Source organism: Nonomuraea sp. NPDC000554, assembly GCF_040300065.1.
In the GTDB taxonomy this organism is placed as follows: domain Bacteria; phylum Actinomycetota; class Actinomycetes; order Streptosporangiales; family Streptosporangiaceae; genus Nonomuraea.
The window spans coordinates 92,527-115,087 of sequence record NZ_JBEPDC010000006.1 but is presented as its reverse complement, the minus strand read 5'-3'; the positions used below and the strand labels follow the sequence as shown (position 1 = coordinate 115,087).

General features: G+C 71.3%; 20 protein-coding genes. 7 read left to right on the top strand and 13 right to left on the bottom strand.

Annotated features, from left to right (window positions below):
• Positions 1-2: 2 nt before the first annotated feature.
• Complete coding sequence (locus tag ABT294_RS13865) at positions 3-944, bottom strand: GNAT family N-acetyltransferase (RefSeq protein ID WP_350805828.1); 942 nt, start codon at positions 942-944, stop codon at positions 3-5.
• A 69-nt stretch (positions 945-1,013) separates the two neighbouring features.
• Here ABT294_RS13865 and ABT294_RS13860 point away from each other — a divergent pair, with 69 nt between their 5' ends.
• Positions 1,014-1,334: an STAS domain-containing protein gene (locus tag ABT294_RS13860; protein ID WP_350805826.1), complete on the top strand. Its 321-nt coding sequence runs from the start codon at positions 1,014-1,016 to the stop codon at positions 1,332-1,334.
• On the opposite strand, the gene ABT294_RS13855 is transcribed toward ABT294_RS13860, so the two are convergent.
• Positions 1,315-2,886 carry an MDR family MFS transporter gene (locus ABT294_RS13855; protein WP_350805825.1) on the bottom strand — a complete coding sequence of 524 codons (1,572 nt, stop codon included), beginning with the start codon at positions 2,884-2,886 and terminating at the stop codon, positions 1,315-1,317. The two genes, ABT294_RS13860 and ABT294_RS13855, sit on opposite strands and share 20 nt — an antisense overlap.
• A gap of 104 nt (positions 2,887-2,990) precedes the next feature.
• Here ABT294_RS13855 and ABT294_RS13850 point away from each other — a divergent pair, with 104 nt between their 5' ends.
• Entirely contained in the window at positions 2,991-3,539 is a 549-nt protein-coding gene (locus tag ABT294_RS13850; protein ID WP_350805824.1) for a TetR/AcrR family transcriptional regulator, read from the top strand.
• Positions 3,540-3,613: 74 nt separating this feature from the next.
• Entirely contained in the window at positions 3,614-4,045 is a 432-nt protein-coding gene (locus ABT294_RS13845; protein ID WP_350805823.1) for an ATP-binding protein, read from the top strand.
• Positions 4,046-4,058: 13 nt separating this feature from the next.
• Here the strand turns inward: ABT294_RS13845 and ABT294_RS13840 are convergent, their stop codons facing one another.
• A complete protein-coding gene (locus ABT294_RS13840) occupies positions 4,059-4,454 on the bottom strand; it encodes a hypothetical protein (RefSeq protein ID WP_350805820.1) in 396 nt (131 codons plus the stop codon).
• A gap of 67 nt (positions 4,455-4,521) precedes the next feature.
• On the bottom strand, positions 4,522-5,484 hold the full coding sequence (locus ABT294_RS13835; RefSeq protein WP_350805819.1) for a Ppx/GppA family phosphatase: 963 nt from the start codon (positions 5,482-5,484) through the stop codon (positions 4,522-4,524).
• Positions 5,485-5,660: 176 nt separating this feature from the next.
• On the opposite strand from ABT294_RS13835, the gene ABT294_RS13830 reads away from it, so the two are divergent.
• Positions 5,661-6,794 carry a UDP-N-acetylglucosamine--N-acetylmuramyl-(pentapeptide) pyrophosphoryl-undecaprenol N-acetylglucosamine transferase gene (locus ABT294_RS13830; RefSeq protein ID WP_350805818.1) on the top strand — a complete coding sequence of 378 codons (1,134 nt, stop codon included), beginning with the start codon at positions 5,661-5,663 and terminating at the stop codon, positions 6,792-6,794.
• Positions 6,795-6,870: 76 nt separating this feature from the next.
• Here the strand turns inward: ABT294_RS13830 and ABT294_RS13825 are convergent, their stop codons facing one another.
• From ABT294_RS13825 to ABT294_RS13800, 6 genes are all read right to left on the bottom strand, one after another.
• Positions 6,871-7,761, bottom strand: a complete 891-nt coding sequence (locus ABT294_RS13825; RefSeq protein ID WP_350805816.1) for a hypothetical protein — start codon at positions 7,759-7,761, stop codon at positions 6,871-6,873.
• 20 nt (positions 7,762-7,781) lie between these two features.
• Positions 7,782-8,657 (bottom strand): hypothetical protein, encoded by an 876-nt coding sequence (locus ABT294_RS13820; RefSeq protein ID WP_350805815.1) that lies wholly within the window; start codon positions 8,655-8,657, stop codon positions 7,782-7,784.
• Between the two features lie 22 nt (positions 8,658-8,679).
• Positions 8,680-9,567, bottom strand: coding sequence for a hypothetical protein (locus ABT294_RS13815; RefSeq protein WP_350805814.1), 888 nt, complete (start codon positions 9,565-9,567; stop codon positions 8,680-8,682).
• 54 nt (positions 9,568-9,621) lie between these two features.
• Complete coding sequence (locus tag ABT294_RS13810; RefSeq protein WP_350805813.1) at positions 9,622-10,512, bottom strand: hypothetical protein; 891 nt, start codon at positions 10,510-10,512, stop codon at positions 9,622-9,624.
• Positions 10,513-10,708: 196 nt separating this feature from the next.
• A complete protein-coding gene (locus ABT294_RS13805; protein ID WP_350805811.1) occupies positions 10,709-12,193 on the bottom strand; it encodes a M20/M25/M40 family metallo-hydrolase in 1,485 nt (494 codons plus the stop codon).
• 103 nt (positions 12,194-12,296) lie between these two features.
• Positions 12,297-13,733, bottom strand: a complete 1,437-nt coding sequence (locus ABT294_RS13800; protein WP_350805810.1) for a hypothetical protein — start codon at positions 13,731-13,733, stop codon at positions 12,297-12,299.
• A gap of 155 nt (positions 13,734-13,888) precedes the next feature.
• Between ABT294_RS13800 and ABT294_RS13795 the strand changes: the two genes are divergently transcribed.
• Both ABT294_RS13795 and ABT294_RS13790 read left to right on the top strand, forming a co-directional pair.
• Positions 13,889-14,545 (top strand): response regulator transcription factor, encoded by a 657-nt coding sequence (locus tag ABT294_RS13795; RefSeq protein WP_350805809.1) that lies wholly within the window; start codon positions 13,889-13,891, stop codon positions 14,543-14,545.
• Entirely contained in the window at positions 14,542-15,699 is a 1,158-nt protein-coding gene (locus ABT294_RS13790) for a sensor histidine kinase (protein WP_350805807.1), read from the top strand. The genes ABT294_RS13795 and ABT294_RS13790 overlap by 4 nt, the downstream gene beginning before the upstream one ends.
• Before the next feature lie 4 nt (positions 15,700-15,703).
• On the opposite strand, the gene ABT294_RS13785 is transcribed toward ABT294_RS13790, so the two are convergent.
• Together ABT294_RS13785 and ABT294_RS13780 are read right to left on the bottom strand one after the other, a co-directional pair.
• The gene (locus ABT294_RS13785; protein ID WP_350805806.1) at positions 15,704-18,760 is read right to left on the bottom strand and encodes an NACHT domain-containing protein; all 3,057 of its coding nucleotides are present in this window, start codon (positions 18,758-18,760) and stop codon (positions 15,704-15,706) included.
• A 63-nt stretch (positions 18,761-18,823) separates the two neighbouring features.
• On the bottom strand, positions 18,824-19,180 hold the full coding sequence (locus ABT294_RS13780) for an AMP-binding enzyme (protein ID WP_350805805.1): 357 nt from the start codon (positions 19,178-19,180) through the stop codon (positions 18,824-18,826).
• 155 nt (positions 19,181-19,335) lie between these two features.
• On the opposite strand from ABT294_RS13780, the gene ABT294_RS13775 reads away from it, so the two are divergent.
• Positions 19,336-20,577, top strand: a complete 1,242-nt coding sequence (locus ABT294_RS13775; protein ID WP_350805804.1) for an RNA-guided endonuclease InsQ/TnpB family protein — start codon at positions 19,336-19,338, stop codon at positions 20,575-20,577.
• 109 nt (positions 20,578-20,686) lie between these two features.
• Here ABT294_RS13775 and ABT294_RS13770 read toward each other — a convergent pair whose 3' ends face one another.
• Complete coding sequence (locus tag ABT294_RS13770; protein ID WP_350806202.1) at positions 20,687-22,561, bottom strand: APC family permease; 1,875 nt, start codon at positions 22,559-22,561, stop codon at positions 20,687-20,689.

The window sequence follows — 22,561 nt, the reverse complement described above, 5'->3', positions numbered from 1 at the left end:
GGCTATCCGTCGATCCGGCAGCGCCAGACGTCCACCGCCAGGACCGAGCGCATGCCCACCGACAGGTAGAGGCCGAGCGCGGGCGTGGTGTTGTTGGAGTCGACGTGCAGGACCGTCCCCCCGCGCCCGCGCGCCGCGTCGGCGGCGAACGCGTGCCGCAGCAGGAACCTGCCGAGCCCGCGGCCGCGGAACTCGGGCATGACGGCGAGCGTGGCGACGTAGCCGCAGTCGAGGTCGGCGAGGAACTGGTTGCTGCCGATCAGCAGGGCCGCGGGACGGCCCTCGTGCCTGGCGACGACGAGCTGGCCCCAGTCGGTGGCGCGCTGCGACTGCCTGCGCGCGTGCCAGTGGTCGAAGTCGACCTTGACGAAGCCGTAGTGGTCGGCGAAGCCCGCCTGGTGGATCTGGTGCGCCTCGCGGCGGACGTCCTCCGGCTCGCCCGTCACCAGGGTCACCCCCTCCGGGACGGCGGGCGGCTCGACCGGGCCGTCGTGGTCGATGCGCATGCGCTGGAAGCTGGTGCTCGGCTGGAAGCCGTGCTCCTTGGCGAGCGCCTGCTTGGCCTCGTCCGCCTGGTAGACGCCGATGTCGACGGTGACGCCGTCGTGGCCGCTCTCGGCCGCCAGCTCGCGGGCCCGCTGCAGGACGAGGTGCCACAGCCCGACGGCCAGGCCGTCGGCGCCGGGCCGGACGATCACGTCCACCTCGACCAGGTCGCTGTCGCCGACGCGGTGCGCCCAGGCCCAGCCGTCGAGCACGCCGGCGGCGTCGCGCGCCAGCCAGCCGTCCTTGCCGAGGTCGACGCCGGGGTCGACCAGCGAGTCGGCGATGTCGTCGAGGGTCGCGTCGGGGACGCCGATGGCCGCGGTGTCGCACACGGCGACCAGTTCGTGGATGTCCGGCGCGTCCTCGACGGTGGGACGGCTGATCGCGTGGGTGTCCATGGGCGCGATTTTCCCGAATTCGCCCCGCCCCGCGCCTCCCATTTTCCGGTCGGTCGATAGGCTGGGGCGATGCTCGACAAGACGCCGCTGCACGTCGAGGTCGCCACGCCCGATGCGACGACGATCCGGCTCGCGCTCAGCGGCGACCTCGACTTCGGCTCGGCCGCGCAGCTGTCGGCGCTGACGTTCGCCCCCGGCTACCGGCGGCTCGACCTGGATCTGTCGGGGCTGGCCTTCATCGACTCCTCGGGGCTGGCCGCGCTGGTGCGCCTGCACCGCGAGGCGGCGGGCGCCGACGCCGACCTGCACGTCGTGGCGTTGACGCCCTACCTGCGCAACCTCATGCGGATGACCGCGCTCGACCGGTTGTTCAGCTTGCCGCCGGCGTGACGGCCTCCGGCTCCGACGCGCTCTGCGTGGCGCCGCCGCGCAGAGGGATCTCCTTGATGAACGCCGCCAGCAGCGGCACCACCACCGCGAACGCGATGGCCCACCAGAACACGCCGGAGATCGACGTCGACAGCGACTCCAGCAGGCCGGTGCGGAGCTGCGGCGGCATCTGCGCCAGCGCCGACGGGTCCATCCTGCCGCCGCCCTTGGCGACCTTCTCGGCGGTCTCGGCGCCGAACCTGCCGGTCAGCTCCGACAGGAAGTGGTTGTTGAAGATCGCACCGAACAGGGAGACGCCGAACGAGCCGCCGATCGACCGGAAGAAGGTCGTGGTGCTGCTGGAGACGCCGAGGTCCTTCTGCTCGACGCTGTTCTGCGCGATCAGCATCGTGGTCTGCATGAGGAAGCCCATGCCGAGGCCCAGCACCGCGATGTAGACGCCGGTCTGCCAGCTCGGCGTCTGAACGCCCATCGTCGACAGCAGCCACATGCCGATGGCCATGCCGACACCCCCGATCACCGGGTAGGCCTTGTACTTGCCGGTGGCGGTGATGGCGCGTCCGACGAACAGCGAGACCACCATGGCGGCGCCCATCATCGGCAGCATGAGCATGCCGGAGTTGGTGGCGCTGGCGCCCTGCACGGTCTGCTGGAACAGCGGCAGGAAGTTGATCGCCCCGAACATGGCGAAGCCGAGCAGGAAGCCGATGGCGGAGATCAGCGTGAAGTTGCGGTTGCGGAAGAGCTGGAGCGGGATGATCGGCTCGACCACGCGGCGCTCGACGAGGAGGAACAGCACCAGCGTGACCACGGCGAGCGCGGCCAGGCTGAGGATCTGCCACGAGCCCCACGGATACTGGTTGCCGCCCCAGGTGGTGACGAGCACCATCGCGGTGATGCTGACCGTCAGCAGGCCCGCGCCCCACCAGTCGATGCGCACCTTGTTCTGGTGCTTGGGCAGGTCGAGCTTGAGCCACAGCAGCACCAGCGCGACCGCGCCGACCGGCAGGTTCACGTAGAAGGCCCAGCGCCAGTCGAAGTTGTCGGTGATGAGGCCGCCGACCAGCGGCCCGGCGAACATGGCCAGCGACATCACACCCGCCATGATGCCCTGGTACTGGCCGCGCTCGCGGGGCGGCACCAGGTCACCGATGATCGCCATGACGTTGACCATCAGGCCGCCCGCGCCGAGGCCCTGGATCGCGCGGAAGGCGATGAGCTCGGCCATGCCGCTGTCCTTGCCGCCGAGCATGACGGAGCCCGCCATGCCGCACAGCACCGAACCGACCATGAAGATGACGATCGAGATCAGGAAGATGTTCTTGCGGCCGTACAGGTCCCCGATCTTGCCCCAGATCGGGGTGGAGACGGTCGTGCCCAGAACGTACGCTGTGACCACCCACGACAGGTGAGTCAGGCCCCCCAGCTCCGCGACGATGTGCGGCATCGCCGTGCCGACGATCATGTTGTCCAGCATCGCCAGCACCATCGCGAGCATCAGCCCCGGAAGGACGACCATCACTTCCCGACGTCGTCCGACAGCCTCAGCCACGACTCACCCCCAAGTCAGTAAAGATCTTGCTTACTTGCCGCCCGGCAAGCATAGAATAAGCTAGAGAACTTACTTGCCGGCCGTCAAGTCGAAATAGGTGCACAGTGCGGGAAGACACCCGAACCCGGATCCAGGAGATCGCGCTCGAGCTCTTCACCGAGCAGGGTTACGAGGCGACCTCCCTGCGAGAGATCGCGGAGAAGCTCGGCGTCACCAAAGCCGCGCTCTACTACCACTTCAAGACCAAGGACGACATCGTCGCCAGCCTGGCCGACCTGCGGATCTCCGATCTGGAGGAACTGCTCACCTGGGCCAGGACCCAGCCGAAGACCGCCGAGACGCGGCGCGAGATCGTCCTGCGCTACGCCGACAAACTCCGCCACTCGCGTTACCTGGAAGTCGCGCGCTTCCTGGAGCGCAACCAGACGGCCCTGCGCGACCATCCGAAGATCATCAGGATGCGCGAGGTGATGATGGCGCTGGTCTCCGAGCTGAGCGACACCGATGACGCGTTGGCCAGCCGCATCAGCCGGTCCATGGCGCTGTTCACCCTGCATGCCTCCAAGTGGATGATGTCCCAGGACGAGTCCCTGAGTGAAGAGGAGATCACCCAGGCCTCGCTGGAGGTGGCGCTCCGGCTGCTGGAGCTCTGAGCGGGCCCGCGGAGGGCGATTGCGGCGGGGAATCGGGGGCAGGGAGAGAGGGCATCCGATTGGGAGGAGGAGCAGTGGAAGCCACGATGGCGCTCCGGCTGCCCCGGGATGCGGCGAGCGTCCCCTTGATCAGGCAGATGTTCGACGCGACCCTCAACGCCCTCGGAGTCGAGCCTGTCATCCGCGACGACATCGAACTCATGCTCACCGAGGCGTGCGCCAACGTGATCAGGCACGCTGGGCCGAGCGACGAGTACACGGTGAGCGCCTGCGTCTACGACGACCTCTGCGTCATCAGGGTGATCGACACCGGCCGCGGCTTCGACCCGCACGCCGTGCGCCCGCCCGCCCCCGGCGCGGAGCACGGCAGAGGGCTCCAGATCATGCGCGCTCTCGCCGACGACATCCGCTTCACCAACAGGCGTGAGAACGGGGCGGTGGTGTGCCTGGAGAAGCGCCTCAGGTTCGCCCCGGGGGCGGCGGGGCCCTCGCTGATGACCGTCTGACTCACGGGGGCGCTCACAGGGCGCTCACGTGCCGCCCAGGGCGCTCCGGACGCCCGTGGCGTTCCGGGCGCCCGCGCCTTTCCTGGCGCTCGTGGCGTTCGGAGGGCTCTCGGCGCTCCGGGCTTTCCGGCAGTCCCTGGCGTTCGGAGGGCTCTCGGCGCTCCCGGCCTTCCGGGAGTCCCTGGCGCTCGGGGCGGCCGGACTGTTCCGGCCGGCCGCCGGCGAGGGCCGTCGGGAGTCCGGGCCGTGCGCCCTGCGGCTCCCTCGCGGGCCCGGTCCGGGGTTCTGTCTGTCTGATCGTCGAGCCCGCCAGCACCGCCAGGGTGACGAGGACGACCACGGAGAGCAGGAACAGGGCCAGGAATGCGAGGGTTACGGCGATCACCAGGGACGCGATCATGCCGAGCACAGCCAACATCCCGCAGGACGTGCCCCAACCGCCGCGGCTTATGCCCCCAGAGACGGATATATCGCGCTTACCCCGAAACGTTTCCCGACTGGTCGAGACGGCCGCCCGGCAGCGCGTCGAGACGGCGCAGTATGACGCCCTCGCGCAGCGCCCACGGGCACACCTCCAGCCGGTCGACCTCGAACAGGTCCATGGTGGCGTCGGCGACGAGGGCTCCGGCCGCCAGCTGCGGCGCCCGCGCCTCGGAGACGCCCGAGAGCTGGGCCCGCTCCGCCGACCCCATGCCGGTCAGCCTGACCGCCCATTCGGCGACGGCCTGCCTGGACAGCGAGCGGGAGACGTACGGGCCCTCGCCGGACGGCGCCGCGCCCGCGATCCTGGCCAGCTGCCTGAACGTCTTGGAGGTGGCCACGACGCGGTTGGGCTCGCCGTACCTGACGACGTCGCCGACCGTGCGGGCGATCTCCGTGCGGACGTGCCTGCGCAGCTTGCGCACCTCGTCGGCCGGCGGCGGGTCGGCGGTGAACCAGTCGCGGGTCAGCCGCCCCGCGCCGAGCGGCAGCGAGACCGCCACGTCGGGCTCCTCGTCGACCCCGGCGGCGATCTCCAGCGAGCCGCCTCCTATGTCGAGGGCCAGCAGCCGCCCCGACGACCAGCCGAACCAGCGGCGCACGGCGAGGAACGTCAGCCTGGCCTCGTCGCGCCCCGACAGGACCTGGATGTTCACGCCGCACCGGTCGTCGATCTGGGCCAGCACCTGCTCGCCGTTGGCCGCCTCGCGCACGGCCGAGGTGGCGAAGCCCAGGAAGTCCTCGACGCCCTTGTCCTCGGCGATGCGCACCGCCTCCTCGACGAACTCGCCGAGCAGCTCGATCCCGGTGGCGGACAGGTTGTTGTCGTCGTCGAGGTGCTCGGTCAGGCGCAGCTCCTCCTTGTGGGAGTACGCGGGAATGGGCCGGGCGCCTCGATGGGCGTCGACGACGAGTAAATGGACGGTGTTCGAGCCGATGTCCAGCACGCCGAGTCGCATGGCACGACGCTACCGGTCAACGGCCCGCACGGCGAAGCGGCCCCCCGGCGTGGCCGGGCGTGCCGTTCCAGGTGGGCGGGCACGCCGGGGCCTCCGGCACACCCGCTGGACTCCTCCGTGCGCGCCGCGCCCGCACCTGGGACACGGGTTCCGTTCCGCGGCAATAGTCTGATCGCATGTCACGAACCCTGCGACTGTTGATCACCGGCGGCGGCACCGGCGGTCACACCTACCCGGCCCTGACGACCCTGTCGGCCGTCCAGCGACGTCAGGTGCCGCACGACGTGCTCTGGGTGGGCACCGCGAACGGCCTGGAGGCCAGGATCACCGCCGAGCACGGCATCCCGTTCAAGGCGATCACCACCGGCAAGCTGCGCCGCCGTCCCAACATCAGGGAGCTCGGCACCAACATCGCCGACGTGTTCCGCATCCCCGTGGGCGTCTTCCAGGCGATCGGGCACGCCGCCCGCTACCTGCCCGACGTGGTGCTGTCGACCGGCGGGTACGTGGCGGTGCCGATCGGGGTGGCGGCCAAACTGATCAGACGCCCGCTGGTCATGCACGAGCAGACGACCGTGGTGGGGCTGGCCAACCGCATCCTGGCCAGGCTGGCGACGCGGATCGCGCTGTCGCACGAGTCGTCGCTGGAGTACCTGCCCGCCTCGGCCAGGGCCAAGGCCGTCGTCACCGGCAACCCGATCAGGCCGGAGCTGCTACAGGGCAACAGGGCGGCGGCCTACGACCTGTTCGGGCTGACGTTCGAGGTGCCGTTGATCTACGTGACCGGCGGCGCGCAGGGCAGCAAGCAGATCAACACGCTCATCGCGGAGATCCTGCCCAGGCTGCTGCCGCACGCGCAGATCGTGCACCAGTGCGGGCCCGCGTGGATCGACCACATGCGCGCCGTCGAGGTGCCGCCCGAGCTGGCCGACCGCTACCATCCGGTGCCGTACGTGGGCGGCGAGCTGCCCGACCTGTTCGCCGCGGCGGACGTGGTGGTGGCGCGCAGCGGCGCGGGCACCGTCTCGGAGCTGACCGCGATCGGCAAGCCGTCGGTGCTCATCCCGCTGATCCCGACGGGCGGAGACGAGCAGCGCAAGAACGCGGGCTACCTGGCCTCGGCCGGCGCGGGCCGCGCGTTGCTGGAGCCGCACCCGACGGCCGACCAGCTGCTGGCCGAGCTGATGCCGCTGCTGGCCGACCCCGGGCTGAGGAGCTCGATGGCCGACGCGGCGCACAAGCTGGGCCGCGTGGACGCGGCCGACGCGCTCTGCGACCTGCTCCTGGCGACGGCCCAGGGGGCCGGATAACGGAACGCCTCGCGAAGGGCTCAGGGGGCCGGGTACTCAGGGGTCCAGGTAGCGGCTCAGGGGTCCGGGTAGAGGCTCAGGGGTCCAGGTAGCGGAACGCCTCGTGGGCGGAGCTCAGGCTCCGCCGCAGCGCCTGTTCGAGCTGGCCGGCGTCCTCGGCGAGCGCGGCGAGCTCCGGGGCGGCGAAGCTGTCGGCCCCCGACTCGGCGACCAGCTCCTCGTACTGGTGCAGCCTGCCCCGCAGCTCCTCGACCTGCTCGTGGGCCCGGTAGGCGCGCTCGGCCTCGGTGACGTTCACCGCGTACCGCTCCAGCGCCTCCACCCGGGCCACGACGGCGTCCTCGCTGCTGTCGAGCGCCCTGGCCAGCGGTGCGGCGACCGCGGCCACCTCGGGGGCGAGCTCGTCGGAGACGGTCTCGCGGTGCCTGGAGCGCAGCGCCGACAGCTTGGCGAGCAGCTTGGCGATCTCCCACTCCTGGGCGGGTAGCATCACCGCGTTGCGCGCGCCGTCCAGGAGGCCCTCGGCCTGCACCCGCGACGCGAACACCGTGGCGATGGCCTGATGGGCGCGCTCGAGCAGCCTCCGGGAGGACTCGTCGAGGTCGACGGCGAGCACGTAGCGGCCCTCGTACTGGCGCAGCTGCTCGTAGACGGCGCGTTCGGCGACAACGTCGTCGTCCTCGTCGAGGTCTCGGCGCAGCAGCGCCACGATCGCGAGGGGGACCCCGAGGAGGGAGAGCGCCAGCGCGCCGCCCGCGTTGCTGACCAGGCCGCCGAGGGTCGCCATCAGGAAGATCAGGACCAGCGCGCCGATCACCAGTGCCAGCCGGCCGGCGCGTCCGGAACTCTTCGGCGGCGGCGGGTCGGCGGTCCACCCGTCGCGCGTCCTGAGTAACAGCTGCTCACTCTGCCTGAGCAGGTCGGCGTCCTCCTGCGGTACCTCCGGATCAACCACTACTTTCGCCACAGTCGGATGATAATTCGCTGTCAGCGGCCAAGGTGGCGGAACGCCTCGTGGGCCGAGCTGACGCTGTCGCGTAACGCCCGTTCCAGCCGGCCGGCGTCCTCGGCGAGCCCGGCGATCTCCGGGACGGCCAGCGCGTCGGCCCCCGCCTCGGCGACGACCTCCTCGTACTGGTGCAGCCTGCCCCGCAGCTCCTCGACCTGGTCGCGGGCCCGGTAGGCGCGCTCGGCCTCGGCCACGTCAGCGGCGTACTTCTCCAGCGCCTCCACCCTGGCCACGACGGCGTGCTCGCCGGTCTCCAGCGCCGCTGTCAGCGGCTCCACCACGGCGGCCACCTCGGGGGTGACCCCGCCCGCCACCGTCTCGTGGTGCTTGACCCGCAGCGCCGAGAGCTTGGCCAGGCGGCGGGCGATCTCCCACTGCTCGGCGGGCAGCATCACGGCGTTGCGCGCGCCGTCCAGGAGACCGTCGCCGTTGACCCTGGACGTGGTGACGGCGCGGACGGCCGCCCGCGTCCGTTCGAGCAGCGCTCGGGCGTCGTCGTCGAGCTGGTCCGGCAGCACGTAGCGCCCCTCGAGGGAGCGCACCCGCCCGTGCAGCCGCCGCTCCCGGGCGACGGCGGGGTCCTCGAAGGGCTCGCGGGAGACGAAGTACAGCGTGAGGGCGACGACCCCGAGGAAGCCGACCAGCAGCAGCACCAGCCGGTTGACCTCGACGAGGGCCAGCAGCCCGCAGACCGCCGCGAGCGCGGTGCCCGCCATCATGATCCCAGCGGCGCGGTCGCGCCTGGAGAGCGGAGGCGGCGCGGGAGCCCAGCCCTGTGCGACCCTGGCCAGCAGGTCGCCGTTCTCCCGCAGCAGGCGAGCGTCCTCTGGCGGCAGTTCCGGATCGATCACCACATTTTTGATCATATGCGGGTGGTCAGTCCTTCAGGTGGCGGAACGCCTCGTGGGCGGAGCTGACGCTGTCGCGTAACGCCTGTTCGAGGCGGTCGGCGTCCTCGGCGAGCCGGCCCAGCTCGGGCACCGCCGACCCGTCCGCACCCGACTCGGCCAGCAGCTCCTCGTAGCGCGGCAGCCCGGCGCTGAGCCGTTCGATCTGGTGCCGCGCCCGGTAGGCGCGCTCGGCGTCGGCCACGTGGCCCGCGTACCGTTCCAGCGCCTCGATGCGGGCCACGACCGCGCTCTCGCTGCTGCGCAGCGCCTCCGCCAGCGGCTCGGCGACCGCCGCCACCTCGGGGGTGACGCCTTCCGCGACGACCTCCCCGTGCTCGCTCCGCAGCGCCGACAGTTTGGCGAGCAGCCTGGCGATCTCCCACTCCTGCTCGGGCAGCATCACCGCGTTGCGCGCGCCGTCCAGCAGGCCCTCGGCGTTGACGCGGGAGTCCAGGACCGCGTCGATCGCCACCTGGGCGCGGGCGAGCAGCGGCCTGGCGGCCTCGTCCAGATCCTCGCGCAGCACGAAGCTGCCCTCGTGCCTGCGGGCGCTGTCGTAGACGTCCAGTTCGGCCAGCAGCTGGCGTTCCACCTCCGCGTCGGGCCTCGGCCCGAGCAGCAGCGCGACGACGAGCAGCGCGGCCAGGGTCATGACGAGGACGAACGGCGTGTAACGTCCCGCGCCGAAGAAGTACAGCCCGAAGACGGCCGCCGCCGCGGCCAGCCCGCTGGTGGCGGAGCGCAGCGCCACGTCGAGGGCGCCGTTGTGCCGTCTGCGGGCGGGCTTCCAGCCGGTGCGCATCCTGAGCAGCAGGTTGCGGTTGTCGCGTAACAGCTCGGCGGCCGCGTCGGGCACCGCTGGATCGACTACCACCTTCGTATCAGGCCCCGGCACATGATTAATCTTATGTAACGATCTGTCCGGATGTCAGCCTTCCAGGTACCGGAATGCCTCGTGGGCGGAGCTCACGCTCCGGCGCAGCACCCGTTCCAGCTCGTCGGCGTCCTCGGCGAGTCGCTCGATCTCCGGGACGGCCAGCGCGTCGGCCCCCGACTCGGCCAGCAGCTCCTCGTAGCGCGGCAGCCGCGCGCGCAGCTCCTCGATCTGGCCGCGGGCGTGGTAGGCGCGCTCGGCCTCGGCGACGTGCCCGGCGTAACGTTCCAGCGCCTCGACGCGGGCGACGACGGCGGACTCGCTGTTGACCAGGGCGCGCTCGAGCGGCTCGATGACGGCCGCGACCTCCGGCGCGATCCCCCTGGCCAGGAGCTCCCTGTGCTCGCCGCGCAGGGCCGAGAGCTTGGCGAGCAGCCTGGCGATCTCCCACTCCTGCTCGGGCAGCATCACCGCGTTGCGCGCGCCGTCCAGCAGGCCCTCGGCGTTGACGTGGGAGCGCAGCACGGCGCCGATGGCCCGCTGCGCCCTGCCGAGGACGAGCCGGGCCTCCTCGTCGAACTCCTCAGGGAGCAGGTAGCGGCCGTCGTACCAGCGAGCCTGCTCGTAGACGACCCGCTCGTGCGGGCGCTCGACCTGCGGCAGCTCGTTGATCGAGGCGATCCTGACCAGGACCACGAAGACGAACGCGCCTAACAGGACGAACCCGACCGGCGCCGCCGGTGACTCCAGCAGCACGGCCATCAGCGCGATCACCACCGGCGTGGCGGCCAGAAGCGCCAGCCCCGAGGAGTTCCTCCTGCGGGGTTCGGACGGCACCGTCGCCGGAGGCACCCAGCCGGACCTGATCCTGGACAGCAGCGGAGCGTTGGCGCGCAACATCCCGGCGATCTCCGCGGGCACTCCCGGATCGACCACCACACCCACGCTCTGCCCTGGCACCCTGGCGCCCCCAACGCTCGTGTTGTCCGGATACTACGTAACATTCCGCGCAAAAGGCAGCCTTACGCAAGGGACCCGGAACACGAGAACTCCGTCGGCCGCCCGCTGACGAGGGCTCACGCCACAGAACAAGGTTGGGGCCATCCGGTGGGAGACGTGACCCGCCTCCTGGGAATCGCGGTCAGCGAGCCGGGTCGTCCTCGCCGTCGACCTGGCGGGGCGTCCTGGCCACCCGCGCGCCGCCGCCGTTCACCGCCGGCGCGCGGTAGGCGAACGTCTCGACGGCGGTGGCCGTGCCGTCGGCGAGCTGATCGAGGAGGGTCGCGTTGACGTTGCCGTAGGTGTCGCAGGCCAGGTGGTAGCACGGGTCGTAGGCCACCCCGGCCGTGCCGCCGAAGACGGCGGCCTCCTCGGCCGTCTTGACGGTCTCGGCGCCGGACCGCAGGCCGCCCACCGGGATCCCGGCGTCCATGAACGGCTGGTAGTCGGAGCTGCCGGTGAACGGGTCCTGCTTGAGCGCGAGGCCGCGGCCGGCGTAGTAGTCGGCGAAGACCTTCTCGATGGCGTCCGAGCCCGGCGGCGGGTTGGTGCCGTTGCCGAGGGAGTCGTCACCGTCCAGGACGCCGCGGACCCCGTTCGGGGAGCCGAGCATGTCGGAGTTCAGATAGAGAGCGATCTTGGCCTTCTCGTCGGCGCCGAGGTGGGCGACGTAGTACTTCGAGCCGAGGTCGCCGCCCTCCTCCGCGCCCCAGAAGGCGAAGCGGACCTTGTTGGTGACCCGGTCGCCCAGCTTGCCGATGTTCTCGGCGATGGCGAGGACGGTCCCGACGCCGCTGCCGTCGTCGTTGATGCCCGGCCCCTCGGTCACGCTGTCGAGGTGCGCGCCGGCGACGACCACGTGGTCGGGGCTGCCATGCGCGGTCTCGGCCAGCACGTTGGACGCCGTGCGCCGCTCGTTGACGGTGTCGGTCGTGACGCGCAGCTTCAGGCCACCGGCCTTCGCCGCCTGGACCAGTCGCACGCCGAGCTTGTTGGTGAGGCCGACCACGGGGATCGTGAACGCGCGCCCCACATGACCTTCCACCGGGCTGTCGGGGACGTCGGGGCGCTGGTAGACGGCGACCGCGCTCGCTCCGGCCTTCTGGGCGTTGCCGGCCTTGACCTCGAAGGTGCAGCCGCCCCGGCGGATCAGCGCGACGCCGCCGGCGGGGAAGCCGGCGAAGTCGTCGGCCTCGCAGCCGCTGCCCGTCCCTGTCGCGTCGGGATCCACGGCCGAGGCGCCGGCCGTCACGTCGCCGGCGCCCGAGTAGTCGAGCGTGCCGAAGTCGGTGCCGTAGGCGTAGGTCGCCGGTGACGGGGCGGTCTGGGCGAAGAGCGCGGGGGTGACCTGCCGGTAGTAGGGGAAGGTGAAGGTCTGGATCGTCGGTTTGAAGCCTGCCTGCTTGAGCTTGCCCACGACGTAGCTCACGGACCGGGCGAAGCCGGCTTCGCCCGCGGCGCGCGTGCCGCCGCTGTTGTCGGCGATCGTCTGGAGCGCCTGCTGGTGCGCCCGGATGGCACCGATCCGGACCAGGTCGGCCAGATGCGGAGCACCGGCATGCGCAGGCGGTGCCGTGACGAGCGTCACCGCCAAGCCGATGACGGTACCCATGGCCAGTTTGCGCACGTGCGCCCTCCTCAGGGGGCGAGATGGACTGCGCGATTCCGCGGGTTCAGCGGTTTTCGCGAAGATCTGACACGAGCGTCGCAAGATCGCATCTCGGGCTCTGTCAGGCCCCTGCCGAGGGTAGTCGCTCCGGACGTGTTCCCAGGTCAGAGGCGGTGCGATGGCGTACCAGTCCCGCGACTCCCAGCGCGGCGGCCACGCACGCGAGCGGGATGGCGGGGGTGACGTAGCGGTGGTCGAAGTCGAGGGCGGCGACGGGGCCGACGAGCAGGAACACGGCGGCGGCCCAGGGCAGCAGCGCGGCCCGGCGGCGCAATGCGGCGCCGATCCCGCCCGCCAGCAGCAGCACGCCGAGGAGCGGGCCGCGCAGGAACCAGGGATACCGGTAGGCGGCCAGGATCGTCCCGAACGGCTCGACGGAGGCCAGGCCCCGGATGTCGCCGTCGTACTCCCGGCGAACCTTGCCGACCAGGGGGAACTGCTCCGGCAGCGCCCAGGAGCCGTGCGGGAAGGTGACCGTCGGCACCCCCACCCGCCTGGGGTGGGCGACCGGCTCCCAGGAGAAGGCGAGCGCGGTGTCGCGGGCGACCTCGCGCAGGTAGTCGAGCGGCTGGGCGAGGATGGCCTGCACCGCGAACCGCCTGGCCTCGGCGTTGTGGGCGAAACGTCCCCCCGGGAGGCGGTTCAGCGAGGCGCCGGGGGCCCAGACGTACTCGGAGGCGGCGTCGACGACGGTGCCGTTCGGGCAGAGCGGCGCCAGTTCGGGCGGCGGCTTGATGACGGCGCAGTCGGCGAACGTCATCGTCCTGGCCCACAGGGAGACGCCGTCGGCGCCGCTCAGCGCGAACCGGCCGTGGTGCTGGGCGAACCAGCCCGCGTAGGCCAGCAGGGGCAGCGCGCCGGCCGTGGCGGCGGCGGCGACCCGCTTCCAGCCCGCCCGCCGCACCAGCAGGTAGAGCAGGACCAGGCCGAGCAGCGGCACGGCCGCGGTACGGGTCAGGCCGGCCAGCGCGATCAGCAGGCCCGCCACCGCGGCCGCCCGCGTCGAGACCCGCGCCTGCCACATCAGGACGGTCAGCGCCAGCGTGACCAGGAAGTAGACCTGCAGGTCCGACAGGACGGCGTGCTCCTGGCGCACGAGGGCCGGGTCGAACAGCACCGGCACCGTGGCCAGCGCCGCTCCCCAGCCGGGCAGCGCCCAGCGGCGCAGCACCAGGTAGACGAGCACGCCGACGCCGAGCCCCATCGCGTGCTGCACCCCGGCCACCACCTCGACGCTGTGGAAGGGCCGCAGCAGCCACAGGAACCACGGGTACCCGGCGGGGTGGAAGTACTCCCCCGGCCGCAGGTGGACGGCCGTGTCGAGGTACTCGAAGGAGTCGTACCAGTAGAGCTGCGCCGTGTTGTAGGCGAGCATCATCAGCACCCGCAGCGCGGCGGCCAGCGCCAGCAGGACGCCGAACACGGCGTGCCCCTGCCGCCGCATCCCGGCCGGCGTCTCCAGGCGCGGCGGAACGACCCCTGCGAGGGTGGACACCATCGGCTTTCTCCCCCTGCCCGGGCCGGACGGGTTCCGGCCGTAGGGGAGGCAGTCCAGCGGGTGACCGATAACCTGAGTGTTACCGAATGTGGTTATGCCCGCGTTATGTCCGCAGGGGCAGACTGTCGGCCTTTGGATCTTTCAGGGGGGCGTTGTTGCGTGTTCTGATCGCGGAAGACGAGCGGATGCTCGCCGAGTCGATCGCCGAGGGGTTACGGGGCGAGGCGCTGGCCGTCGACGTCACCTACGACGGAGACGCGGCGTTGGAACGGCTGAGCATCCACGACTACGACGTGCTGATCCTCGACAGGGACCTGCCGATGACGCACGGCGACGAGGTGTGCAGGAAGCTCGCCGAGCAGGGCGGCCTGGTCAGGATCCTGATGCTGACCGCCGCCGGGGACGTCAGGTCCCGGGTGTCGGGGCTGGCGCTGGGGGCCGACGACTACCTGCCCAAGCCGTTCGCGTTCGAGGAGCTGGTGGCGCGCGTCCACGCGCTCGGCCGCCGGGCCAGGCGGGCCGACCCGCCGATGCTGGAACGGGCCGGGGTGCGGCTGGACTGGGCGCACCGGCAGGTGTTCCGCGAGGGCCGCTACGTGCCGCTGGCGCGCAAGGAGTTCGGCGTGCTGGCCGAGCTGCTGCGCGCGCAGGGGGCGGTGGTCTCGGCCGAGGAGCTGCTGGAGAAGGTGTGGGACGAGCACATCGACCCGTTCACCAACACCGTGCGGACCACGATGACCAAGCTGCGCAAGAAGCTCGGCGAGCCGCAGGTCATCGAGACCATTCCCGGATCGGGATATCGCATCCCATGAGCGTCCGTCTCCGTTTCGCCGTGGTCTGCGCCGGGGTCGCGTTCGTCCTCGGCGTCCTCGTGGTGGCGGCCGTGTTCCTGGTGGTGCGGCAGAGTCTGGAGTACCGCAACGGTCTCACCACCCCGACCGTCATCAACGTGCCGCATGGCGGCACCTTCTGGCGTGGCGAGTTCAACTACGAGGTCGCGCGTGACAGGGTGCTCCAGGTTCGCGTCATCTACCAGCGCGACACGCTGGCCAACGTGCGCACCTACGGCGCGATCGCGGTGCTGGCGGCCACGGGCGCGGCGTTCGGGCTCGGCTGGCGGGGCGCCGGCTGGGTGCTGCGCCCGATCCAGTCGATCACGCAGACCGCGCGGGGGGTCGCGCAGAGCCACGACCTGGCCGACCGGATCGACTACCAGGGGCCGAAGGACGAGCTGAAGGAGCTCGCCGACATCTTCGACACCATGCTCGGCAGGCTGGCCCGCTCCTTCGACGGCCAGCGGCGCTTCGTCGCCAACGCCTCCCACGAGCTGCGCACCCCGCTGACGATCAACAGGACGCTGGTGGACGTGGCGGTGCGGCGTCCTGACGCGACCGACGACGTCAAGCGGCTCGGCGAGTCGCTGCTGCTGGTCAACGCGCGGCACGAGCGGCTCATCGACGGGCTGCTCGCGCTGACGGAGGGCGAGCAGGCCGTGCTCGACCGGCGGCCCTTCGACCTGATGGACGTGGCGGAGCACGTGCTCGACCAGGCCGCCGAGGAGGCCGCGCAGCGCGAGGTGACGATGCACCGGCTGCTCGACTCGGCGCCGACCGCCGGGGAGGCGGTGCTGGTGGAGCGGCTGGTGCAGAACCTGGTGGAGAACGCGATCCGGCACAACCACCCCAAGGGCGAGGTGTGGGTGACGACCCGGCAACGGGCCGAGCGGGTGGAGCTGGTCGTGGCCAACACCGGCCTCCAGGTTCCGCCGTACGAGATCGAGACGATCTTCGAGCCGTTCCGGCGGCTGCACGGCGACCGGCTGCGCTCCGACCGTGGCAGCGGCCTCGGCCTGTCGATCGTCCGGGTGATCACCGAGGCGCACGACGGCGTGGTCACCGCCCGTCCCCGCGAAGAGGGGGGCCTGACGATCACGGTGGAGCTGCCGGTGGACGGCTCGGCCACCTGACGGCTCACGGGGCGCGGATCTCCCGCAGGACCTCTTCGGGGATGCCCGCCTGGACGAGGCTCTGCCAGCTCTCGAACCGCTCGGCGATCATCGACTCGAGGAGGGGGCGCAGCAGCGCCTGGTCGGCGCCGGCCTTCAGCAGCTCGCTGAGGATGCGGCCGCGCTCGGCGAAGGGCAGCGCGGCGCCGTCGGCCCGGAGCGCGTACGCAATCAGGGCCAGCGCCCGGTGGCTGCGGGACAGGGCGGCCGACTCGACGGCGTCCAGGTAGAGCTGCACGCGGTCCTCGGCGTCCTCGCCGTCGCCGAGAAGCAGCTCGTCGAAGAGCCTGGTCGTGCCGATGACCTGCCCCGACCCGCGCAAGACGGCGGCGTGGTACGGGACGCGGCCGGGCGCCGGCGGCGACGAACTCGTGAGCAGGTCGTTGCCCAGGTCGAGCAGGTACGGCCGCGTCACGAGGTACCAGCCGTTGAAGGGCACCGCGCGCCGGTCCATCTCTCTCACGCCCGGCCACCAGTCGCCGATCGGGAAGTCCCACGACTCGGCCTGGCCGCCGAGCAGGATGTCGCGCTCCCCTCCTTCTGCGACCCGGCACGCCGGCAGCCCCGTCACCAGGCCTTCCCAGCCCTCCACGCCGAGCTGGCTCCTCCACAGGTAGGCGAACGACTGCCAGGTGCGGAACTCCGCGTCCTTCAGCAGTTCGGCGACGCTGACCGGCCCCTGGGACGCCCCCGCGACCAGCAGGAGGAGGTTGGCCGAGTAGGCGGCGAGGCGGCGGGGCACCGGGTGGCGCACCGGGGCGAAGTCGGTGTGCAGGCGGCGCCGCCGCTCGTGGAGCGACTCGCGCAGCAGCTCGCCCAGCAGGGTGACGAGGCGGGCGCGGGTCTCGTCAGGCAGCGCGTGCAGCAGGTCCCTGGTGAAGCCGACCGTGGGGCCGCGCTCGGCGAAGCAGGAGAACGAGCTGACGGCGTACAGCAGGTCGTCGTCCAGGGCGGCCGGCTCGTCGTCGTCCAGGTCGTGCTTCCTGACCAGCTCGCGCACCGCGTACACGGCCAGCCACGCCACCAGGAACTCGCCGAACGTCGCGTGCAGGAACTCGTAGCTGCGCACCCGGTGGTCGGCCGGTCTCGCCTCGTTCGTGTGCACGAAGAAGAACCGTCCGATGGCCCGTTGCGCCCAGTTGACCGGGTTGTCGGGGTCCTGGACGCGTCCGTCGCCGCACAGCGCGGGCAGGTCCCGGTTGAGCGCCGTCTCCGTGACGACCGGACGGCCGCGGGCGAACATCGCCAGCGCCACCGCCCCGAGCCGCACCAGCTCCTTCTCCACGAGCCTGCGCCGCCGCTCCGCCGGCAGGGCCGGCACCCCGGGCGTCTTGGCGACCTCCCTGGCGGCGAAGTCGCTGATCAGCGACTCGTACAACTGGGCGCGGCCGAGCGGGGCGCCGTCGCGCTGCAACGCGTTGCCGGCCGCGTCGTACAGCGCCAGCAGCAGGAGCAGCAGCGGCTGCCTCGCCAGCTCGCCCTGGGCCAGCGCGACCTCGGCCGGGAGCGGCTTCCTGCCGTGCCTGGCCAGCTGGGCGCGGTTGGAGCGGTCCCAGATGTCCAGCCACTGCCGTACCTGGTCCTCCTCGAACGGCTGCAGCTGGACGGCGAGCACGCCCGGCGGGAACCGGACCCGGTCGGCCACGACGGTGCGGCTGGTGACGATCACCACGACGGGCCGGCCCTTCCTGGCCTGCCTGCCTTGGAACTCCCGTACCTGTTCCAGGTAGTCGTAGCGGCCGGCGTTCGCGGCCTGGAGCAGCTCGTCGAGGCCGTCGAGCATGACGACGGGCAGCGCGCCGTCGCCCGCGTCCACCAAGTCCTGATATTTGACGTCTTCGTCGAGCAGGGCGTGGATGCCCTGCTCGATCTGGGACGTGACCGTCGAGTCCGCCACGACGTCGCGCAGCTCGACCCTGATCGGCAGGAACTCCGACCCGGCCAGCCGCGCGGCGAGCACCTCGGTCAGTTTGGACTTGCCCGAGCCCGGCTCGCCGAGCACGACGAGCGGCGCCTGGGTGGCGTGCAGCGAGGTGAGGTGCCCGACCAGGAACGCCTCGGTGTCGGGCAGCTCGCGCTGGTCGCTCCACCAGCTCTTCACGGCGGGCGTGGCGTCCCGCGTCATCTCCGCGACCCGGCACCGCGGGCTGATGTAGCCCTCGCCGAGCAGGGGCAGCGTGACGTCCTCCGGGGCCCTGCCGCCCGCCATGAGCGGCTGGTCGAGCGCGGTGGCGGCCATCCTGACCAGGTGGATCATCGGCCGGTCGCCCACCCTGGGCGGGGCCAGCTCGGCCAGCAGGCGTGCCGCCCGCGACAGTCCCGCGCCGAGCGCCTGCGTCTCGGCGGCCAGGCTCCACACGCCGAACTCCGGGCTGTCGACGGCCAGGAAGCGGTAGTTCTCGTCGTAGATGCGCAGGGCGTGCGCGGGCGGCTCGTCGCCGAGCATCCGGGGCAGCAGGAGCTGCTCGTCCACCGACAGCTCGTCCCACAGCGCCAGCCCTCGGACGTACGTCTCCATGGCGGCGGACATCTGCCGGTAGACCCGCTCGACGGCCTCACGCGTCTCGGCGTGGGGGCGGTGCGGTTCCGGCACCGGCAGCCGGGTCATCAGCAGCCTGTCGACCAGCTCGACGAACTTCTCCCCCGGCGGCCAGCCGGCGGCCTGGGCGATCTGGTCGGCGCGGTCCATGTCGAGCTGTTCCAGCGTGAACGGCAGCTTCGCGTCCCCGAGGGCCTCGAAGTAGGAGGCGACCACGATCACGGCGTGCGCGGCGGACAGCCGCTGGGTGCGGGTGAACCTGTTGCCGCCACTCCGCCACTCCGCCGCGCGCCGGACGACGTCCTGGCCGTAGCGGACGACGTCGTTCTTCAGGTCGGACACGCCGAGGGCGACGTCCGCGCCTCCGGCCAGGGCCCAGCCGGTCAGCGCGACGGTCGCGGCGAAGTCCACGATCTTGACCAGCCGGCTCTCCTGGCAGCCGAGAATCTTCAGGGCGTCCGCGTAGCTCAGGGTCTCTGTCATGGCCACCTCGGGAGAGCGCGGGAGGTCCATCATTACCCCATGTGCCCGCAAAAAGCGCTTTGTTCACTCAGGCGGTCTGGACGTTTCCGGCCAGGCTTCGGCGATCTCCGCCAGCGCCGCCGGGTCCTCGATCGTGGACGGCGTGCGGTAGGGAGTCCCGTCGGCGATGTCGCGCATGGTGGCGCGGAGGATCTTGCCCGAGCGGGTCTTGGGCAGGCGGCTGACGACCACCGCCCTGCGGAAGGCGGCGACGGGGCCGACCCGGTCGCGGACCAGCGCGATCAGCTCGCGTTCCACCTCCCCGGCGTCGCGCCCGGCGCCCGCCTTCAGCACCACGAAACCGACGGGGAGCCGGCCCTTGAGCTCGTCGGCCACGCCGATCACGGCGCACTCGGCGACGTCCGGGTGTGACGCGATCAACTGCGCGGATACCTTTCGCCTGCCGCGCCGGTATTCGACCTCGGATGTAATGCACCCGGTGATAATGTGTTCGAGTCACAGAGTGTATCCACACGGTAACTGATCAGTAATCCGTTCGTCGCCCGACGGTATCCCTGGGGTGGGAGGAGTGCGGGGTGAAGCTGCGTTACAACTACCGGCTCTACCCTGACGCCGCTCAGCGGGAGATGCTGGCCAAGACGTTCGGGTGTGCCCGGGTGGTGTGGAACGACGCTCTGGCTGCCCGTAAAGCCGCACGCAAGGCGGGGTTACCGTTCGTCGGTGATGTCGCCATCGACCGTCTGGTCCTCACCCAGGCCAAACGCACACCCGAGCGGGCATGGCTGAGCGAGGTCTCCTCGGTGGTGCTCCAGCAGTCGGTCCGTGATCTGAACACCGCCTACAAGAACTTCTTCGACTCGGTCTCCGGTCGGCGTAAGGGGCCGAAGATGGGGCTGCCGGTCTTCAAATCCCGTCACGACCACCGCCAGTCCGCACGGTTCGCCTCCAACGCCTTCCGTCTGACCGGTGACGGGCGCCTGTATCTGGCGAAGATCGGCGAGGTGGAGGTCCGCTGGTCACGCGAGCTGCCCGTCGCCCCGTCGTCGGTCACGGTCATCCACGATGCGGCCGGACGCTATTTCGCCTCCTTCGTCATCGGAATACCCGACGACAACCAGGTGCTGCCCAAGTGCGACACGGAGGTCGGGATCGATCTCGGACTCACCCACTACGCGATCTTGTCCACCGGGGAGAAGATCGCTAACCCGAAATGGCTGCGCCGCCGGGAGAAGAAACTCACTCGGTTGCAGCGATCGCTGTCACGCAAGCAGAAGGGATCGGCCAACCGAGACAAGGCGCGGACGAAGGTCGCCCGTCAGCATGCCAAGCTAGCCGACGCCCGCCGGGACTTCCTGCACCAGACCACCACCTCGATCATCCGTGAGAACCAAGCGGTGCACATCGAGGATCTGGCGGTGCGAGGCTTAGCCAGGGGGCGGCTGGCGAAGGCGGTCAACGATGCGAGCTGGGGCACGTTCGCGGCCATGCTGGTCGACAAGGCGACCCGCCACGGCCGCACCCTGACCAGGGTCAGCCGCTGGTTTCCCTCCTCCCGGCTGTGCCCCTGCTGCGGATGGAAGAACGGCAAACTGGCTCTGGAGGTGCGCGCGTGGGACTGCCCGTCCTGCGGTGAGCATCACGACCGCGACCTCGCCGCCGCGATCAACATCCTCCTCGAAGGGCAGCGCATCACCGGCATCACCGTGGCCGCCGGGCTGGCTGGACACGGCATAAACGACTGTGGAGGGCAGGTAAGACCGGGCAAGGCAACTCCGACCCCGGCACCGCCCGAAACCTACGACGCGCGAGCGGCGTAGAGGAAGCAGTAAGAACCCCACGGCGACGTGCGGGAGTCCCCGGCGTTCACGCCGAGGAGGATGCCAACGATCAGATCAGGGCCGCCTCCGGCGCAACCCCTCCGGGCTGTCAGCCGACGTGCACGCGCGGGCGGCGGCGCGGGTCCGGCTCGGCCAGGCGGAGCACCTCGCGGGTGAGGGGAGGCACGTCGCCGCCGCCGAACAGCAGGTAGCGCAGCAGCGCCCCGATCGGGTTCCCCTCCACCCAGTGGAAGTAGACGTGCGGCGGGCGCCCCGTCATGTCACGCAGGTGCAGCAGGATCGCCGCGAGCGTGTTCGGCACCGCCGCGCTGTGCACGGTCAGCACCCCGTACCCGAACCGCTCCTCGCCGCGGACCAGCACGTCGGACGCGAACTCCGAGGTGTCGCCCAGCGTGACCTCGAGGAACAGCATCGGCTCGTCGTCGGGCAGGTGGTGGTAGTCGCGGGTCTCGCGGTCCTTCTCGGCGTACTCGGCCTCGTCGCGGGCGTCGGGCTCGTTGGCGATGATCCGCAGCTCCCCCGCAGGCAGCGCCTCGAGCAGCCGTTTGGCCTCGGGGTCGAGCTCGACGCTGGTCACCCGCAGCTCGGTCGAGCGGGTGGCGCGGGAGATCAGCGAGGTGACGATGATCGCGAGGACGAAGAACAGCGCGATCGACAGGCCGTCGGGCCGCTCGACGACGTTGGCCACGAAGGTGTAGGCGAGGATCAGCGCGACCAGCCCGAACCCGGCCGCGGCGGCGCGCCTGCCGCGGCGCGCGGCCGAGATGGCCACCGCCACCGCCGCCGACAGGATGAGCGCCAGCACGCCGGTGGCGTAGGCGCCGCCCTGCGACTCGACGTTCCCGCCGAACAGGATCGTGATCGCGAACGAGAGCACGGTGAACACCAGCACCAGCGGGCGCACGGCCCGGGTCCAGTCAGGGGCCATGCCGTACCGCGGCAGGTAGCGCGGGACGATGTTGAGCAGCCCCGTCAGCGCCGACGCGCCCGCGAACCAGAGGATGGCGATCGTGCTGAGGTCGTAGGCGGTGCCGAACCAGTCGCCGAGGTACTCGTGCGCCAGGTAGGCGAGGGCCCGCCCGGCCGCCTTGCCGCCCTCCTCGAACTCGCGGTGCGGGATGAGCACGGCCGTGGCGAAGCCGCTGAACGTCAGGAACACGCTCATGACCAGCGCGGCGGTGGTGAGCAGCCGGCGCGCGCCCTTGATGCGCTGCTGGAGGTCGCCCTCGATCTGCGGCATCACCGCCACGCCGGTCTCGAAGCCGGACATGCCCAGCGCCAGCTTGGGCAGCGCGAACGCCGACAGGGCGATCATGGCCAGCGGGCTGGAGTGCCCGGCGGTCAGCGCGTCCTGCCAGTCGCCGACCAGTTCCGGCTCGGCGAGCACGTGCGCGACGGCGGTGCCGATCACCACCAGGTTGAGCGTCAGGTAGACGGCGACCAGCCCGATCGCCAGGCCGATCGCCTCGCTGAAGCCGCGCAGGAAGATCGCGCCGAGCGCCGCGATGAGCAGCAGCGTGATCGGCACCTGCTGGCCGTCGAGGAAGCCGGGCACGAACGGGTTCTCCAGGATGTGCGCCGTCGCGTCAGCGGCCGACAGCGTGATCGTGAAGATGAACGCGGTGGCCACGAAGCCGATCAGGACGAGCACCAGCAGCTTGCCCCACCAGTGCGGCAGCAGCCGCTCCAGCATGGCGATGGAGCCCATGCCGTTCGGGCTCTCGGCGGCGACCGCCCGGTAGGTGGGCAGCGCGCCGAACAGGGTCAGCGCCACCAGCATGAGCGTCGCGATCGGCGACAGCGCGCCGGCCGCCAGCGCGGCGATGCCCGGCTGGTAACCGAGCGTGGAGAAGTAGTCGACGCCGGTCAGGCACATGACCTGCCACCAGGCGTGACGCTTGCCCGGATGCTCGTCGTGCATCCCTGACGTCGGCTGCAGCCCTTGCAGCAGCCAGCTGCGCAT

What these genes read in the sequence shown, in the direction of transcription:
- ABT294_RS13865 (WP_350805828.1), bottom strand. Translation starts at nt 944, where the DNA reads ATGGACACCCACGCGATCAGCCGTCCCACCGTCGAGGACGCGCCGGAC.
- ABT294_RS13860 (WP_350805826.1), top strand. Translation starts at nt 1,014, where the DNA reads ATGCTCGACAAGACGCCGCTGCACGTCGAGGTCGCCACGCCCGATGCG.
- ABT294_RS13835 (WP_350805819.1), bottom strand. Translation starts at nt 5,484, where the DNA reads ATGCGACTCGGCGTGCTGGACATCGGCTCGAACACCGTCCATTTACTC.
- ABT294_RS13830 (WP_350805818.1), top strand. Translation starts at nt 5,661, where the DNA reads ATGTCACGAACCCTGCGACTGTTGATCACCGGCGGCGGCACCGGCGGT.
- ABT294_RS13800 (WP_350805810.1), bottom strand. Translation starts at nt 13,733, where the DNA reads ATGGTGTCCACCCTCGCAGGGGTCGTTCCGCCGCGCCTGGAGACGCCG.
- ABT294_RS13790 (WP_350805807.1), top strand. Translation starts at nt 14,542, where the DNA reads ATGAGCGTCCGTCTCCGTTTCGCCGTGGTCTGCGCCGGGGTCGCGTTC.
- ABT294_RS13785 (WP_350805806.1), bottom strand. Translation starts at nt 18,760, where the DNA reads ATGACAGAGACCCTGAGCTACGCGGACGCCCTGAAGATTCTCGGCTGC.
- ABT294_RS13770 (WP_350806202.1), bottom strand. Translation starts at nt 22,561, where the DNA reads ATGCGCAGCTGGCTGCTGCAAGGGCTGCAGCCGACGTCAGGGATGCAC.